Genomic DNA, 16257 nt, shown 5'->3' with positions numbered 1-16257 from the left:
GTCGAGTCAGACCGCGTGAATCGCATCCACCAGTGAACATTTCCGACAGAGGTCGCGCGTCGTGGATGCCCCACAGCGTTCGCATTCACCGAGTTCTCGTTTTCCTTCGCCAGCACCGAACTCGTCAGCGGCGAGCGCAGCGAGTTCTTCGTATCCCGCCATGATGGAGTGACGGGTTCCGGGATGGTTCTCTTCGAGCGACAGCATCAACTGCTGAATCTCTCCGCGATAGGCTTCGCTGGAGTGCGGGCATTCGGTGATGTGAGCTGGGATGTTTTCGAGGTGCGCGTAGAGTGCGACTTCCTTCTCGGGAACGTCGCGGAGAGGTTTCGCACGCGGGACGAACGCATCCTGATCGCTTCTCGTCTGCGGGGAACTCCCGTTCCCTTCGTTCGTGGAGCGTGATTCGTGCTCCTCGAACCCGCCGAGACTCGCGTCGAAGTGTTTGGCGATCTGGGCGACGTCGCCTTCGAGGAAGTTCATCAGCGCAGTTTCGGCCTCGTCGTCGAGGTTGTGGCCCGTGAGTAGCTTGTCTGCACCGAACTCTTCGGCGTATTTCGAGAGCAGATCGCGTCGGAACACCCCACAGTAGGCGCAGGCCGCCATGTTCTCGGGATCTTTCTCGACCACGTCGTCCATCCGAACGTCGAACTCGTCCTCGTAGGTGACGACCTCGTGGCGGATGTCGAGCTCGTCGGTGAGTTCGAGGCAGGCGTCCAGACTCTTGTCGCGGTACTCTTCGATCCCCTCGTGGATCGTCAGCGCAACGAGTTCGACGCGAGGGTCGTTGGCGAACGTGTCGTGGAGAATCTGGGTGAGGACGACGCTGTCTTTCCCACCGGAGAGACCGATGAGCCACGTCTGGGGATTCTCGGGCGTGGCAGATGCAGGGAGCAGATTGTCGTCCCGGATTCGTCGCCGAACGCGCTTTTCGACCGACCGACAGAAGTGGTCGTCACAGAGGTGAAGCCCCGAGTACGCAGCATGCATGACGGCATCCCGGTCGCACTTGTCGCAGTCCATTACGTGTCGCTTGTCCCGCAGGCCGTTTCACGGTTTCGCTCCGGTGTAAATCGAATATCGCTATAGCAAATTCATCATTTGTAATGATACTGTCCATACGGGCTGTCCGGATTCGGCGCTCGTATCGACCAGACCTGATATATCAGAAATATTGATTAAAATGATGATGTATCTTCGACTGCGATCTCCCTCCTCCCGGCCCAGTGGTCGCCTCTTTTCGGCCAGTTCGTGGGAGTCGATTCAACGGAGGCCGGAGGGACGTAAGGGGTACTTGATTCTCGGTAGAGACCACCTGAAGGGTGCGGAACGAATACTATCTAACTGATAGGTATCGGGCAGTATGGTCAACTTAACGAACTAATAATAAACCTCGTAGTGGCCGTGGATTAACTTCATGGGTAGATTTGCCGATGGAACGAGAGCGTTCGTTTCTCAAACTAACTGGCGTCGCTCTCGGAGCGATTGGAGTTGCAGGAACTGCGACCTCCGACACGAGCACGACACACCGTGGCTGGTCGACGTTTCAATACGACACCGGTAATACAGGATATAGTCCGGTCGGGAACGACCCAGGTTCCGGGACGTGGATCGATTGGAGCGCACAGTTGAGCGAGAGACGACTCCACGCACCGACCGTGGTAGACGGCACTGCTTACGTCGTCGACACCGAAGGGCTACTGACCGCGTTCGACACGGACGCCCGGAAGACACGGTGGACGGTCGAACTCGGCGGCCAGGAGTACGCCCCGACTGTCGTCGACGATACCATCTACGTCACGGGGTCGGACGTGTTCGCCCTCTCGGCCACGGATGGAAGCGAACGGTGGCGATTCGAGTTGGATGTCGCCGAATCGTCTCCGGTGACGGCCACCGACGAAACGCTCTTCTTCAAGACGAGCGACGTGAACGGGCAAGGGACGTGTTGGGCGTTAGACGCGAAAACCGGAGAGGAACGCTGGCACCTCGGCGTCCCTAGCGGGAAAGAAGGGAGAACCCCGAGCGCCGAGAACGTTCCTCCGGCGGTCGTAGACGGAGTCGCATATTTCGCCGACAAAGAGACCGTCTACGCGATCGACGCTGAGAGCGGAACCCCGAGGTGGCAGGCAGACGCCGATGGGTTCATCGACCACGCACCGACCGTCGCCGACGGCACTGTTTACATCTGTGGGGAAAGCGTGTACGCCCTCTCGGCAGCCGATGGTAGCACGGCGTGGACAGCCACCGTCGGTGATTCCGCTCGACTCACCCAGTCACCCGCGATCGCAGACGAATCCCTCGTCGTCGCGGATGGGAGCCGTGCGCGCGTCTGGGCGCTCGCTCCCGACGACGGGACGCTCCAGTGGACGTTCGACGACGGAGAAGGAACCGCAGGAACGCCAACGATCGCCGGAGCAGTCTACGTTCCGCTTTCCGGTGACGGCGACGGACTGATCGCACTCGATTCGACGACCGGCGAGGAACGCTGGCGTGCACCGATCCGGAATCTCGGCAACTCGTGGCTCCCGTCCGCTGTCGACGACGCGATCTACATCACCGATCGCGAAGGATTCCTCTATGCCCTGACCGAACCCGACTGGTTGAAATGGCGAGTGGAAACGACTGGTTCGCTGGCAGTCGGCCAGCACGTCTGCGTATCGGACGGCGATCTGCAGGCATTCGACCCGGAGACGGGGTCGAAACAGTGGACGGCAGCCGCTGGGACGTCGCCGACCGTCGGAGACTGGCTCTACGTGACGGATGGGTCGGCGGTGGTCACCTATACCCCGGACGGGAGCGAACGGTGGCGAGCCGAGTGCGATGGGGATGTCCTCACTGACCCAGTGGTCACGAGTGAGCGCGTCTTCGTCGGTGGCGATGGCTGGGTCAGTTCGTTCGACGCGAAGACGGGCGAGCACTGCTGGACGTACCGGGGCGATTGCGACGGACTGGGAACGATCGATGCTCTCGCCGTACACGAGGAGTGGGCGTTCGCGGTGGTAGACGGCCGAGTGGTCGCGATCGATACCTGTGGAGAGATGTGGTCGGCAGGAACCGATGGCTGTGGCGTCGCCGTGGACGATGCAGTGTACGTCGGAACCGAGTCGAACGAGGTCGTCGCATACGATTTCGACGGAAGCGAAGCGTGGCGTGTCGAACTCGACCACGGGGAGTCGGTGTCGAGTCTCGTTGCCGAGGAGGGGGTGTACGCAGTAACGACGAAACCGACGAGCATGGGAACCGACAGCCGAGACTGGCTCGTATCGATAGACAGCGGCGATATCGCGTGGTCGTTCCAGCCGAAATTCCTCCCGTTCGGCACGCTCTGTGACCCGGTCGTCGCGGACGGGACAGTCTACGTCGGAGCGAGCGACCGTCGGGTGTACGCCCTCTCCGCGACCGAGGGAAGCGAACTCCGACGGTTCGAAACGGGTGGCGAAGTTACGAGTGTCGCGGTCGGCAACCGGGTGTATGCGTCGAGTGACGCAGTGTACGCCTTCCGATAGAACACCCATTTCGTGTCGTGTGAACGATGCAGTCCTACTCTCGGGAGAGCGTACACGAGTACCGGCCATCGAGGACGGATTCGTATTCGATATCCGCCCGATGATAGACGGTAGCAGGGATGGCGATGTCCGCGAGAAAGAGTTCGCCGGGAACGTCGGCAAGTCCGGTCTTCGGGAGTGCGAGCGTAAGCGTTCGGTCGGGAGTGACGACGACACCCGGCATCTCCCCAGTCGAGGCGTTCACCCCCGATGGTACGTCGAGTGAAAGGACTCTGTCTGCCTCTTCGGTCGCCTGTACGAGTTCCGCAACACGACCGCGCGGCGACCCATCGAGACCGTACCCGAGCACGGCGTCGACGGCGAGCGAGATATCCATCGGCGGCTCCTCCATGACGGGAACGTCCATCGAGTCGAGGATTCGATACTGGGTACGAGTCACACCCGTCAGTTCGTCGGCGTCACGGTCGAGGACGACACGTACCGAAACGCCGTGGTTTGCTAGATGTCGGGCCGAACAGAGACCACCACCGCCGTTTCCACCACCACCCGCGAACACGACGATCCCCACAGCCGATAGGTCGCGGGCGTGCCGGGCGAGCGTCCGACCCGCGTTCTCCATCATCGATAGCAACGGCAAACCGACGTCCTCGACCGCTACCCGGTCTATCTCACGCATCTCGTCCGCAGTGACTGCTGGTACCGAATCACCCCGGTCGGTTCGAAATTCGACCATGGTGGTTCGACGGTACCGTCCGATAGAAATCTCGCGGTCGTGGGAGACTGAGAACACCGCTGCGGAGACAGGTGTGAGATATGGAACCGGCGAGGGTTTCTCGATTCTTCGGGCTTAAGCATGGTAGAAAAGTATGTTAGTCGATGTCACACATCGAACTACACACCAACCCTGAAGTACACCAGCCAGTCGTTGTCGAGGGGTTGCCGGGGGTGGGTCTCGTGGGAAAGCTCGCGACCGACCACGTCATCTCGGAACTCGACATGCGCTACGTCGGCTATCTCACCTGTCCCGGTCTCCCCCAGGTCGTGACCTACGATGCGGGCGACCGAACGCTTCGCCCGCCGGTACGTTTGTACGCCGAAGCGGACGACGACGTACTCGCGCTCCAGAGCGATGTACCGGTCTCCCCCTCGGCAGTATCTGATTTCGCACACTGTCTCACGGGATGGATAGCGGAGCAGAACGCTCTCCCGTTGTACTTCAGCGGATGGCCCACCGAAGTGGGCGACGGACGGGCGCTCTGGGGCGTCGCCACAGGCGATGGCGGCCGACTCCTGGACGAACGGTCCACCGAACCACCGGCAGAGGACGGTATCTGGAGCGGCCAGACCGGTGCACTCCTCAATCGCGCACAGGAGACGAATCTGACCGCGCTCGGGTTCATCACCGAAGCCGACCCGCAGTTTCCAGACCCGGTCGCAGCCTGTGTTCTCATCAATCAGGCGATCAACCCCATCGCAGGGGTAGAGATCGACGACTCGGCACTCCGTCAGCACGCCGAAGAGATTCGAGAGGAGAAAGCACAGTTCGCACACCAGATGGGAGAGACCGACGGTGACGACAGTTCACGCGCCGAACCGCTTCGGATGTTCCAGTGAGTTTCACGAGGTGGTCGAACGACTCTGAACGACCATCGTCACGAACGCCTCCATCGACTGGTCGGTGTTCCATCGGACTTATCCACGCCAAACTCGAACCGGGAACTGATGGAGCGAAGTGCGGCAATCGAACGCGTCGAGGAGATCGTCGAGACGGTCGAAAACGATACCATGCCTGTTCCTGTCCGTGAGATCTGGGTGTACGGTGACGTGGCACTCGGTCTCGATCCCATCGACCGACTCGACGTGTACGTGACGAAAGACATCCTGCTCCGAGGGGACAGCGCCGATCGCGAAACCGAGTTCGTGGACACTCACGGCGTGAAAGGTATCGGGAAGACCGTTCGCGCGGCGTGGGGCGACGAACACCCCGAGTTGATCCGGGCGAACGACAACGGCTACGCAGCCCCCGAGAAGTGTCTGGCGGCCCACCTCCTCCCCGAGGACGAACCGGTGCATCTCGAAGTCTGCAATTCGAGTTTCGAAGACAACGTCACGCAGCGACTCAAAGGCGCGATCACACGAAACGCCTACGAGCAGATCCTCGACCCGCGTGGCGTCTGTCTCTGGGTCGACGGGCACCGAAGCGACGAAGCCTTTCGGAAGTTGCACGCCAGCGAGTTCGCCTTCCCGACGCTTCCCGACGCGCTGGAGATGCTCGGAATGGACGAAGAGAAGACAGGAAAAGCGGCGGAAGCCGTCGAATCCTACCGACGACGGCAGGAAGGCACGACGGTTCGCGGTGACGTAGTGTAGCGGTCGATCTGCGAACAGGCGGCACGCTGTTCACGCGGGGGATTGCCGCACAACAGCCCAGACCCCCCGCGCGGTGATTCTCAGGTCACGTCGGGTCTGGCTGCGTTTCGGTATATAAATTCTCGGTCGCGTCGCCATCTCTCGAATCACCTTCGAAACGTTACTTCTGGAACACGTCTTCGAAACGCTACTTCTCGAATCCGTCCTCGAATCGGAACGTCCCGTCTCGCTGAACGACTTCGCCATCGACCTCGATGAACGAATCCTCGCTCATATCGACGATCATGTCGAGATGCGTTGCGCTCTCGTTGTACGGTTGACCCTCCGGCACCGTCTCACCGATCGCCCGTCCGATAGCGAGGTGGACGGTGTCGCCCATCTTCTCGTCGAACAGCATGTTGTAGGTGAATCGGTCGATGTCGCGGTTCATCCCGATGCCGAGTTCACCCAGTTTGCGAGCGCCCTCGTCTGTATCGAGAACGCCCGTGAGGATTTCCTCGTTCTTTTCGGCACCGTGTTCGACCACCTCACCGCCCTCGAATCGGAGCCACGCACCTTCGATCTCTCTCCCCTGCCGGATGAGCGGTTTGTCGAATAGCACGGTTCCCTCTACCGAATCAGGAACCGGTGCGGTGAACACCTCGCCACCGGGCAGGTTCTTCTCGCCGTAATCGTTCACGGGTTTCATCCCCTCCACACTCATCCGGATGTCCGTGGTGTCACCGGAAACGATATGAACCTCGTCGGCCGGGTCTAAGATCTCGACCATCTGCTGTTGGAACGCACGCTGTTCGTCCCAGTCTTTGTTCACTGCACCGTAGACGAACTCCTCGTAAGCTTCGGTGCTCATCTCGGCGAGTTGGGCTTCGCCGGGTGCGGGGAACTGCGTGCCGACCCAGCGTTTGCCCATTCGCTCCTGTTGAATCGGTGCGTTGGCGCTCGCGTAAGCGGCGGTCTTCTCCGGTGGCACGTCGCTCGTCTCCGCCGTATTCTTCGACCCTTTGACGATGATGACGACATCTGTCTCCTCCATCTTCGCCAGCGAGTGCTCGTGGAGGTCGAAATCGGCGGTCTCACAGTTTCGGAGGAACGCCCGGTCTGCCCGCGAACTCCGCATCGAAAGCGTGGGTTTCGCACCGCGCTCACCGAGCTTTTCGTAGAGTGCGACCACGAGGTCTTCCGCGACTGCGGGTGCAGCGACCTGTACCGAATCACCCGGTTCGACCGTCACGGAATGGTCGACGATTATCTCTGCGTGCTCGTGGATTCGTGGATCCATATCGTATCCCTGAACCGTTCTCGTGATAACGGTTTGCAGTCTCCCGTTTTACCGACGAGAATGAACGACCAGAAAGCGTATCTATCAGCGGTTCTCAGTCGAGCGCGTGCCATCTCACATTCTTTCCAGGCGGACAGTTCTGCTTGGTTGTCTCTCCCTCTGTGCGGGGTGTTCGTATGGGATCGGCTAGGAGGGTCTCCGTATCGGCGGAATCGTCCTCATCAATCGGGATTCGGAAACACATACGCTTTCGGTACGGCTTCGTCGTGACGGGTCACTCGTTCACGATGAGACGTACGAGCTAGGAACCGATGCTGAATCGGCTGGTCACAGTATCGACGCAACGTGGCCTTCTTCGCCAGCAGTGTACGAAATCGAGGTCGCAGTCGATGGCGGGTCGTCGGAAACGGTCGAATACACGAGCGACGACGCGAACGGTGACTGTACCATCGTCTATATCGAGACGCGACCAGGAACGCTGTACATCGGAAGCCACGAGTCGGCCGAGGAGTCGATCGACTGTTAGCACTCGTCTTCGACGAGAATCACCGAATACCCCCTCACCACGGCGTGTGGGTACGTATCTCGGACCACCGTATTGTGTGCGTCGTTCGTTTCTCGGTTCACACTTTCCCAGTCGTGACGTAGAACGGAACGACCTCGGCCCGCCGATACTCGTCCGCTTGCATCTGGTCGATAACGGCACGGCCCATCTCACGCCAGTCGGTACGCAGTCGGTCGTACTCGTTCGGGTCGAGTGGCCCGACCAGCATGTCGTGCCTGTCCGCCAGCGCCCCCGCTGTCGCTTTCCGTTTCGCGTCTTCGAGGTCGCGTTCCGAGTACGGCGGTTCGACCGTCTTCGCGTGGTGGTGCGTGCGGGTCGAAACGTCGTCGAGTCCGGCGGCGTGGAAGGCGTCTCTCGTTCCCTCTCCACCGAGCGTCACGTCGGTGTTCACGCCCGCGACGTACGCTTCACGCGCGCGTCGGGAGAGTTCACTCTCCTGCGAAACGGTCGACTCGACGGACACAGCCGAGTTGTCCGGTTCGATGGCTGCCACGAGGCCAGAGGAGACGCGTGTGAACTCCTCCACCGTTCGCTCCGGGTCGGGGAGATTGATGAGGAGAGCCTGACAGACGACGAGGTCGAAACTGTCGTCCGGAAACGGAAGTCGGTTGGCATCGCCCGCGACCACCGGGACGTGTTCTCGTGCGACCGCGAGCAGTCGTGGGTCTGCATCGACGCCGATTACGTCTCCGGATGTCTCTGTTGCGAGGACACGCGCGAGTTCACCTGTGCCACAACCAACATCGAGTACGCGCTGGCGGGTGTCGAGTTTGAGGTCGCGGAGTGCCTCGCGGGACTCCCAGAGGCCCTCTCGCGTCTGTTGGAGGTAGTCGGCAGTGAACTCTCGCACAGTCTTATCTCGTCACTTCGAGCAGTGGCACAAAAAGCGGGGCGGTTCCGGTCGACGAGCAGGGTGATTTTGATCGGCCGTCGGGCTATCCTACTCGGCCACCTACCGTCATACCAAGGTTGATACCTACCAGCGAACCTACGGTGAGACAGTGTCGTCATCACGTACCGATTTCCTCTCCGGCGTTCGAGTCGCCCTCCCGATACTGCTTGGTGTCGTCCCGTTCGGAATGGTCGCTGGCGTCGCCGCGGTGAACGCGGGCATCCCCGCGATACAGGCGATGGCGATGTCGGTTATCATCTTCGCAGGCGCGTCCCAACTGGCCGCCGCGGATCTCATCGGACGAACTGCACCCGTGGCGGTCGTCGTTCTGACCGTCCTCATCATCAACCTCCGGATGATGATGTACAGTGCGTCCATCGCGCCCTACTTCAAACGCCAGTCGGCGCGGTGGAAGGCGGGACTCGCGTATCTGCTCACCGATCAGGCCTACGCCGTCTCCGTACTGGAGTTCGAACACGACGAGACGACGAGTCGGCGGTGGTACTACCTCGGTATCGCAACCCCTCTCTGGGTGACGTGGCAGATCGCCACCGTCGCCGGTATCTTCCTCGGAACGACCGTCCCCGCAGGCTGGCGACTCGAATTCGCGGTTCCACTGGTCTTCCTCGCGGTGCTCGTCCCGAGCGTCACCGACCGTGCGACCACCGTTGCAGCAATCGTCGGTGGGACGATCGCCGTCGCCGCCAACGGACTGCCGTTCAATCTCGGACTCGTCACCGCCGCGGTCGTCGGTATCCTCGCTGGTATGTTGTTCGAGGAGGTGGCCTGAATGGTACAGACTGAGTTCGGGACAGGAACCCTGTGGCTCATCATCATCGCGGCGGGTATCGGAACCTACGCGATTCGACTGTCGTTCATCATCTTCTTCGGGCGACTCGACGACATCCCGGAGCGCGTCGAACAGGCGCTTCGATTCGTCCCTGCCGCGGTTCTCTCGGCACTGGTCGTCCCCCAACTCGTCTACGTCGATGGATCGCTCACCCTCTCGGCGGACAACGCACGCCTGTTCGCGGGCACGCTCGCCGTACTGGTCGCGTGGAAGACGGAGGACATCTTGGCGACGCTGGCCGCCGGGATGGGTGCGATATGGTTGTTCAGTTTCCTATTGCCGTAGGAATCGGCCGATCTGGGGTGTTCAGATCTCGTCTCGCCGAGTCACCGGCCACGCAGAACCGTCGCTGCGACCGCGACGACGACACAGACGATGGCGAGACCTGTGACGACCGGATTCCCTGTCGAATCGAATCGCCAGCCGAAGAGGGTGTAGCCGACGAGACCGACGAGGAAGGCAAGAAAACCGACAAGTTGGAAGGGTCTGGACTGGAAGCGCATATCGGGGGGTTTCAGCCGGGTATCAAAAAGATTCGGAGGTTGGAGTGGTGGCTCAGCAGTCGCCGTTATCGTGGATCTCTTTCACGCGCTCGATGTTCCACGCGAAGCCCTTGCCGTTCTCGGTCGGAGTTTCGAGGACGAGAGGAACGTCTTCGAGTTCGGGATGGTTGATGAGCGCGTCCATCCCCTCCTCACCGATGAGGCCCTTGCCGATGTGGGCGTGTTCGTCCTTGTTCGTTCCGCACTCGTGTTTCGAGTCGTTCAGGTGGATACACTGAAGGTGGTCGAGTCCGACCACGTCGTCGAACTCATCGACGGCATCCTCGACACCGTCGCGGGTGGAAAGGTCGTACCCCGCCGCGAAGGCGTGTGCCGTGTCGAGACACACGTCGAGATCTTGCTCCGACCGGGAGAGCACTTCGGCCAGGTGTTCGAAGTCGCCGCCGAGTTTCGTTCCACTTCCGGCGTCGCTCTCGACGAGAACGGTCACACCGTCGGGGATGTCGAGTTCGTCGAGCGCACTGGCGGCGTTGTCGAGACCGCCCTCGACGCCAGCACCGGTGTGCGCGCCGAGATGGACGTTCACGTATTCGACGCCGAGTTTGTCCGCGGCGTCGACCTCGGTTTGCATGCTGGCGATGGATTTCGCTCGAAGGTCGTCTTTCGGCGTACAGAGGTTGACGAGGTACGAAGAGTGGATGACCCACGGGCCATCGAGTTTCTCCTCGGTTTCGGCTCTGAACAGCTCCGCCTCCTCGTCGCCGATATCGGGGTCTTTCCACACCTGCGGCGAGGTTGTGAATATCTGTCCACAGTTGCCGCCGAAGGCGACCTGTCGGTAGACAGCGTCGGCGATATTCCCGTGTGGGGGCTTCGACTCGTCGCTGGAGACTCTCGAACGGGAGATGGAAACGTGTGCTCCGACTCGCATGTTCGCTGGGTAGTAATCCGGGGGTCAAAGGTACTTCGAAGCGCGTGTCTTGACCGAATCGTTAAATCAGAAGACTGAGAGAACAGGATGATGACCAATTCAGACGAACTGTCGGTCGGGGACAGCGCACCCGAGTTCAGCGCCCCACTCGTTACCCCCGACGGAGAGGTCGTGGAAACGCCCCTGTCCGCATTCCTCGAAGACTGTCCGGTGTTGCTCTCGTTCTACACGAACGATTTCAGCCCGGACTGTATCGACGAGTGGTGTTCGTTCCGCGATTACGACTGGTTCGCCAGTGGCGAGCAGGTGCAGGTCGTCGGCGTCAGCAAATCCCGTCCGACGACACACCGAAGATTCATCGACTATCTCGACCTCCAGTTTCCACTATACAGTGACCGCGACCTCGCCATCGCCTCGTCGTTCGGCGTGAAGTATCGCGCGTTCAAGATCATGAAACGAGCCAGGCGGTCGTGCTTTCTCATCGGCCAGGACGGAGAGATTCGATACGTTTGGATCGGTAGTCATCCAATCGATCCGTCGAGGGATACACCACCACTGACGGAGATACACGCCGCTATCGAAGCGGAGTTCGGCCCGGAACCCGAGACGTTCGGGTTGGGATGAGATTCAGGCAGTCGGATCGTCGCGCTTTTTCGTCCACGATTCACTTGCGAACTTCGCGTCCGCGTGTTCACGCGCACGAGCTACCTCTGCGTCCGTCCACGATCCTTCCTCGGCATCTGCCCAGTCGTGAAGCGCGTTCTCGACCGCAGTGACGGCTTCGTCGCGGTCGATACTCACCTGTTCGTTTATCGTCGTCACGCGGTCGGCGAACTCACTGGGCGTCGTTTCGGGGTCGGCGAACGTCGAGAGGTGGCGATCTGCATCGAGTGCGAACTTCAACGACCCGTGCTGGATGACGGCATCTTTCCGCCGGTACTGGGCGTTTCCGCTTATCTTCCGACCGTTCGCCACGATATCGTGGGCTGGGTGGAGTTCCCGCAGATAACACGCCGGTTCGTAGAGCACGGGTAGCGTTTCGTCCGTGAACTGGGCGTCGACCCCCATGCGCTCGAAGGCGTCGAAGACAGGGTCACAGAGCAGTTCGTACGTCTCCATCAGATCGCCAGGAAGTTCCTCGGCGGGAGCGACGATTGAATAGGAGATGTCACCGAAGTTGTCGTGATAGATGCCGCCACCGCCGGTCGGTCGTCGAGTGACGGTGATACCTTCGCGTTCGCAGAAGTCCCAATCGACCGTCTCGGGGTCTTGTCGATAGCCCAGCGATAGCGTACTCGGCTCCCAACGATAGACGCGGAGGGTACGCGGGCCGCCCTCGGCGGCGGTTTCGGCCGCGATCTCGTCCAGTGCCATGTTCAGTGGGCCGTCCCACGACTCCTCTCGAATCAGTCGCCACTCCCTGTCCGCCAGCGTCATGACTCGGAGTTAGGAGGGGTCGGGGAAATCGATTGCGGACGAGGGATCTCCGAGACCGTGGAGCGGCGATGGCGATTCAGCGTTCGAACGTCCCCGTGAACACGTCTTCTGCGATTCGAACATCGTCGAGGGCGTCGTCCAGGTCGCGATGGGGAACGCCCGGTTCCACGTCCAGCATCTCCGAGAGCGCGATCAGTCGGAACCGGTACTCGTGTGGGCCGTGACCCTCCGGCGGGCACGGTCCGCGATAGCCCAGTTCACCGAAGTCGTTTCGTCCCTGGTACGCACCGTCGAGCGTGCCGACCGTCTCGGTTTGCGGGATACCTTCGTGTATCTCGACCGTGTCAGGCGGCAGGTTCCAGAGGAGCCAGTGGGTGAACGTCGTGGCTGGTGCATCCGGATCGTCTACGATGACCGCAAGCGACTCGGTCTCGTCGGGGACGTCGCCGATGGTCAACTCCGGGGACACGTCCGCTCCCTCGCAGGTGAACTTCTCGGGAATCGAACCGCCGTGGGTGAACGCCGACGTGCGAAGTGAGAGGTCGGTCATACGAAGCAGTTCGACACCGATTTCAATAGACGTGACGGCCTCTGTGAGGGGATGGCGGCGAAGATGGCGCATTCACATCGTCGAAAGAGGAATCTGCCGCAGTAATCACCCGGTGGTCTGACCTGGAACGAAGACGACGTCCACGACGACGTCTTGTCCCGTCTCTCTGGTCATTCTGTCGTCGATTCGCCGTGCCACGTCGGGTGGAATCTCTTCGTTCGGGCGGTGTGCCGCGACGACGTTGACTTGGGCGGGCCTATCAAGTAGCACGTCGTCCACGTCGTATTCGACGCTGACAGACTCGGCTTTCATCGCACCGAACTGGCCGTCGTCGTCGAACATCGCATCGACTTCGACTTCCGCCACCTGCTCGACGTTTCCGACCTGAAAGGACGCCCACGTGACGGCACCGAGGGCGATGGATAGCAGAGCGATACCGAGAACGATGGTGCCGATACGGACCCGGACTATCCGACGAGCCTCCTCGGCGTGTTCTCCTCTTTCGGGGCGGTATCCGGCGACCCAGAACAGGATGAGTGCCGAGAGATTGATGGCGAGCAGGTTCACGAGGACGAGCACGCCAGCAGCGACGGTGACGCCGGGGTATCCCCACGCCAAACCGAGCCCGGAGGTCGCAGCAGGCGGGATGAGTGCCACCGCGATGGCGACGCCGACCAGAGCCGACCCGGCCCCTCGCATGATGCTCACGGCACCAGCGATACCCGAACCTAGTGCCAGAAAGAGTGAGAGGAAACTTGGCGTCGTCCGCTCTCCGACTTGCGGAATCGTCCGGATGTCGATGGGCGGCAAGAGGACGGACTCTTTCAAGAACAGTCCGAAGACGGCGGCAGTGGCGATTGCTGCGAGGAGACCGGTTACCTGCAGCATCACACCTCGGGACGTCATATCGGAGTTTGCGAGCACCGCCCCGACGCTGGCGGAGATCGCGGGACCCATCAGTGGGGCGATGACCATCGCGCCGATGATGGTCGCGGACGAATCGAGCAACAGGCCGGTCGTCGCGATGAGCGTGCTCACGATGAGGAAGATGAAGAACGTCGAGGCCGCGGGCGCGAGGTCTTCGGCCCGCGCAACGAGTTCGTCACGCGAGATGCGATAGCCGCCGTATCGCTCCTTCAGTGCCCCGAGTTTCTCGGAGACGACCGTCTCCGTTGGCATGACGATGGTGTAGGAGTCCTCCTTGATGCCCGCCGCGTACAGCCGGTCGAGGACGGGTTCGACACCGGTTTCGGGAACCGGAAACGAGACCAGAGCCTCGAAGTTGCCGCGACCCGTCTCCTCCCAAACGGCATAATCGATCCCCTCGTCGTCGAGGACAGAGAGCACCTCCGCCCGACCCCCCTCTGGAATGAGCACCTGAACGAGACGCATGGGGGCTGCTACGTGTTTGGAGAATATAATATATAAGAAACTATAATTAACATATCATTTCTGATTTGATATTACGGTTGGTCACGACGATTCGACAGTCGTTTCGTACTGTCGTGAGAGTGCTCCGTCATGGACGACTCCCAGACAGGCCTCCTCCACCACGTCGAACTGTACGCCTCCGATTTCGAGACGTCGGCCTCGTTCTGGGAGTGGTTGCTCGGCGAACTCGGCTACTCTGTCTACCAGGACTGGGACGATGGTCGGTCGTGGAAGCGCGGAGCGACCTACATCGTCCTCGTACAGGCCGACGAGGAGTATCTGGACGTCCCCTACCACCGCTGTCGGCCGGGGCTGAACCACCTCGCCTTCCACGCCGAGTCGCGCGAGCACGTAAACGAGATAACCGAGAAGTTGCGAGAGCGGGACGTCCCGATTCTCTACGAAGACGACCACCCCCACGCTGGCGGTGAGGGCCACTATGCGGTCTACTTCGAAGACCCAGACCGGATGAAAGTCGAACTCGTCGCACCGGAGTGACGGCGTGGGAATTCTCCGTCTGCTACTCATGATATCGCTGGACGGTTTTTGAAAGCCCTCGCGTGCTCTCGGTGATTGGTCGGTGTGCGCTTTCGGCGGTTGATCGGCCAGCCGATACTGGGTTGCTGTCATGGAATCTAAATCCTATCCGATGCCGTACTGGCTAAGCAGTTCGAGGCCGCCGAACTCGAAGAGAAAGTAGTAGAGCTGGACGAAACCAGCCACGACGAGCACCGCGCCAGCGACTCGCGTCAGTCTGCCCGACTGCCGAGAGAGACGGCGAACGAGCGTATCACGACCGAGGGCTGCGAGGAGGGTGACGGCGACCATCAACAGGCTCATCCCGCCAGCGTACGCGCCGAGGGTCATCACTGCGGCGACCGAACCGGCGGAGAGGGCGCTCAACGCGACGGCGATGAAGACGGGAGCGGTACATCCCGCCGCCGCCACGGCGTAGACGACGCCGAACAGCACGAACCCGGTCGCAGACCGTCGGCGTTCGGGAAGCGGAACGTGGAACGTCACCGACTTCCCCGCGAGCATCACGGAACCCAATACGACGAGTATCGCCCCTACCACGAGTTCGAGGATGGTCACACTCGCGAGTGCGCGCGTGCCGACCACCACCGCGATGCCGAGGAGTGCCGCGTACACGACGAAGAAGCCGATGCTGGCGAGCAGCCCGACGATGCTAGCCCGCCGGATTCGGACGTGTCGGGGAACGCTCTCCGCATCCTCCTCACGACCGAGGTAGTAGGCGACGTAGCCCGGCAGAAGTGGGTACGCACACGGGGCGAAGAACGTCACGACGCCTGCGCCGAAGGCGAACACGATGCGGGGAGTTTCGAACTCGATCATCCTCTCACGGCTTCGATCTCGCTGACGATGGTGTCGGTTGCGGCCAGTCCGACGTGTCGCCAGTGCTCCGTTCCATCGGGTGCGAGCAGAAGAAGCGTCGGTAACCGTTTCGCATCGTACTGCGTCGCCGCTTCGAGATCGGGGTCGATCGCAACCGGCCACGTCGCGTCGTACTCCTTCCAGAACGACCGGACGGCCTCACGATCTGTCTCGGACGTTATCGAGAGCAGATAGAACGACTTGGAATCGAAACGCTCGCGCACTGCTCGGAGGTGTTTCATCTGTGGGCCACAGGGTGCACACCACGTCGCAAAGAAATCGAGCAACACCGTTTTCTCCGGAGGCCGAACCCGGACGGAACCTCCCGGTGACCCCGCGACTGACAGGGTTTCCAGTTCGCTCGTTCCGGACTGACTGCCGAGACATCCCGCGAGGACGCCCACCCCGAGGACACTCGCCCCCTGTGTACCTATCCGTAGGAACGCCCGACGGGTGTACCTGTCCATACTCGACGTTCGCTTCGAAACCAGTTATCGGCGCGGGGGTCGTGCGAATCACTCACACACTCGCCAGTGGACTAAGCCCAT

19 protein-coding genes are annotated in these 16257 nt (G+C 61.1%); 8 read left to right on the top strand and 11 right to left on the bottom strand.

Annotated elements, in window-relative coordinates; all coding sequences use genetic code 11:
• Positions 1 to 6: 6 nt before the first annotated feature.
• On the bottom strand, positions 7 to 1023 hold the full coding sequence (ncsA, locus tag ACR3FE_RS05695) for a tRNA 2-thiolation protein NcsA (protein ID WP_458206122.1): 1017 nt from the start codon (positions 1021 to 1023) through the stop codon (positions 7 to 9).
• A 410-nt stretch (positions 1024 to 1433) separates the two neighbouring features.
• Between ncsA and ACR3FE_RS05690 the strand changes: the two genes are divergently transcribed.
• Positions 1434 to 3506 (top strand): outer membrane protein assembly factor BamB family protein, encoded by a 2073-nt coding sequence (locus ACR3FE_RS05690; RefSeq protein WP_458206121.1) that lies wholly within the window; start codon positions 1434 to 1436, stop codon positions 3504 to 3506.
• Positions 3507 to 3540: 34 nt separating this feature from the next.
• On the opposite strand, the gene ACR3FE_RS05685 is transcribed toward ACR3FE_RS05690, so the two are convergent.
• The gene (locus ACR3FE_RS05685) at positions 3541 to 4239 is read right to left on the bottom strand and encodes an NAD(P)H-hydrate epimerase (RefSeq protein ID WP_458206120.1); all 699 of its coding nucleotides are present in this window, start codon (positions 4237 to 4239) and stop codon (positions 3541 to 3543) included.
• A 143-nt stretch (positions 4240 to 4382) separates the two neighbouring features.
• Between ACR3FE_RS05685 and ACR3FE_RS05680 the strand changes: the two genes are divergently transcribed.
• Together ACR3FE_RS05680 and ACR3FE_RS05675 are read left to right on the top strand one after the other, a co-directional pair.
• Positions 4383 to 5120 carry a proteasome assembly chaperone family protein gene (locus ACR3FE_RS05680; protein WP_458206119.1) on the top strand — a complete coding sequence of 246 codons (738 nt, stop codon included), beginning with the start codon at positions 4383 to 4385 and terminating at the stop codon, positions 5118 to 5120.
• Between the two features lie 108 nt (positions 5121 to 5228).
• Entirely contained in the window at positions 5229 to 5876 is a 648-nt protein-coding gene (locus ACR3FE_RS05675) for a DUF7095 family protein (protein ID WP_458206118.1), read from the top strand.
• Between the two features lie 187 nt (positions 5877 to 6063).
• Here the strand turns inward: ACR3FE_RS05675 and ACR3FE_RS05670 are convergent, their stop codons facing one another.
• Positions 6064 to 7155: an aminopeptidase gene (locus tag ACR3FE_RS05670; protein ID WP_458206117.1), complete on the bottom strand. Its 1092-nt coding sequence runs from the start codon at positions 7153 to 7155 to the stop codon at positions 6064 to 6066.
• 202 nt (positions 7156 to 7357) lie between these two features.
• Between ACR3FE_RS05670 and ACR3FE_RS27780 the strand changes: the two genes are divergently transcribed.
• The gene (locus ACR3FE_RS27780; protein WP_472850184.1) at positions 7358 to 7681 is read left to right on the top strand and encodes a hypothetical protein; all 324 of its coding nucleotides are present in this window, start codon (positions 7358 to 7360) and stop codon (positions 7679 to 7681) included.
• 97 nt (positions 7682 to 7778) lie between these two features.
• Here the strand turns inward: ACR3FE_RS27780 and ACR3FE_RS05660 are convergent, their stop codons facing one another.
• Entirely contained in the window at positions 7779 to 8570 is a 792-nt protein-coding gene (locus ACR3FE_RS05660; protein ID WP_458206115.1) for a class I SAM-dependent methyltransferase, read from the bottom strand.
• Positions 8571 to 8721: 151 nt separating this feature from the next.
• Here ACR3FE_RS05660 and ACR3FE_RS05655 point away from each other — a divergent pair, with 151 nt between their 5' ends.
• Together ACR3FE_RS05655 and ACR3FE_RS05650 are read left to right on the top strand one after the other, a co-directional pair.
• The gene (locus ACR3FE_RS05655) at positions 8722 to 9402 is read left to right on the top strand and encodes an AzlC family ABC transporter permease (RefSeq protein WP_458206114.1); all 681 of its coding nucleotides are present in this window, start codon (positions 8722 to 8724) and stop codon (positions 9400 to 9402) included.
• On the top strand, positions 9403 to 9747 hold the full coding sequence (locus ACR3FE_RS05650; RefSeq protein ID WP_458206113.1) for an AzlD domain-containing protein: 345 nt from the start codon (positions 9403 to 9405) through the stop codon (positions 9745 to 9747).
• A gap of 41 nt (positions 9748 to 9788) precedes the next feature.
• On the opposite strand, the gene ACR3FE_RS05645 is transcribed toward ACR3FE_RS05650, so the two are convergent.
• Both ACR3FE_RS05645 and ACR3FE_RS05640 read right to left on the bottom strand, forming a co-directional pair.
• Complete coding sequence (locus ACR3FE_RS05645; RefSeq protein WP_458206112.1) at positions 9789 to 9965, bottom strand: hypothetical protein; 177 nt, start codon at positions 9963 to 9965, stop codon at positions 9789 to 9791.
• A gap of 52 nt (positions 9966 to 10017) precedes the next feature.
• Positions 10018 to 10896 (bottom strand): deoxyribonuclease IV, encoded by an 879-nt coding sequence (locus tag ACR3FE_RS05640; RefSeq protein ID WP_458206111.1) that lies wholly within the window; start codon positions 10894 to 10896, stop codon positions 10018 to 10020.
• Positions 10897 to 10986: 90 nt separating this feature from the next.
• On the opposite strand from ACR3FE_RS05640, the gene ACR3FE_RS05635 reads away from it, so the two are divergent.
• Positions 10987 to 11520 (top strand): redoxin domain-containing protein, encoded by a 534-nt coding sequence (locus ACR3FE_RS05635; RefSeq protein ID WP_458206110.1) that lies wholly within the window; start codon positions 10987 to 10989, stop codon positions 11518 to 11520.
• A 3-nt stretch (positions 11521 to 11523) separates the two neighbouring features.
• Here ACR3FE_RS05635 and ACR3FE_RS05630 read toward each other — a convergent pair whose 3' ends face one another.
• The 3 genes from ACR3FE_RS05630 to ACR3FE_RS05620 all read right to left on the bottom strand — a co-directional run bounded on the left by ACR3FE_RS05630 (position 11524) and on the right by ACR3FE_RS05620 (position 14275).
• Complete coding sequence (locus ACR3FE_RS05630; RefSeq protein ID WP_458206109.1) at positions 11524 to 12333, bottom strand: lipoate--protein ligase family protein; 810 nt, start codon at positions 12331 to 12333, stop codon at positions 11524 to 11526.
• 76 nt (positions 12334 to 12409) lie between these two features.
• The gene (locus ACR3FE_RS05625; RefSeq protein ID WP_458206108.1) at positions 12410 to 12955 is read right to left on the bottom strand and encodes a YbhB/YbcL family Raf kinase inhibitor-like protein; all 546 of its coding nucleotides are present in this window, start codon (positions 12953 to 12955) and stop codon (positions 12410 to 12412) included.
• Between the two features lie 33 nt (positions 12956 to 12988).
• The gene (locus tag ACR3FE_RS05620) at positions 12989 to 14275 is read right to left on the bottom strand and encodes a TIGR00341 family protein (RefSeq protein ID WP_458206107.1); all 1287 of its coding nucleotides are present in this window, start codon (positions 14273 to 14275) and stop codon (positions 12989 to 12991) included.
• Positions 14276 to 14404: 129 nt separating this feature from the next.
• Here ACR3FE_RS05620 and ACR3FE_RS05615 point away from each other — a divergent pair, with 129 nt between their 5' ends.
• Positions 14405 to 14812, top strand: a complete 408-nt coding sequence (locus ACR3FE_RS05615; RefSeq protein ID WP_458206106.1) for a VOC family protein — start codon at positions 14405 to 14407, stop codon at positions 14810 to 14812.
• A 144-nt stretch (positions 14813 to 14956) separates the two neighbouring features.
• On the opposite strand, the gene ACR3FE_RS05610 is transcribed toward ACR3FE_RS05615, so the two are convergent.
• Both ACR3FE_RS05610 and ACR3FE_RS05605 read right to left on the bottom strand, forming a co-directional pair.
• Positions 14957 to 15670: a cytochrome c biogenesis CcdA family protein gene (locus ACR3FE_RS05610; RefSeq protein ID WP_458206105.1), complete on the bottom strand. Its 714-nt coding sequence runs from the start codon at positions 15668 to 15670 to the stop codon at positions 14957 to 14959.
• Positions 15667 to 16176 carry a TlpA family protein disulfide reductase gene (locus tag ACR3FE_RS05605; protein WP_458206104.1) on the bottom strand — a complete coding sequence of 170 codons (510 nt, stop codon included), beginning with the start codon at positions 16174 to 16176 and terminating at the stop codon, positions 15667 to 15669. Before ACR3FE_RS05605 ends, ACR3FE_RS05610 begins: the two co-directional genes overlap by 4 nt.
• Positions 16177 to 16257 lie beyond the last annotated feature (81 nt).

The organism is Haladaptatus rarus (assembly GCF_054177585.1).
The sequence above is the reverse complement of the archived record's forward strand: the minus strand, read 5'-3'. Positions and strand labels throughout refer to the sequence as shown.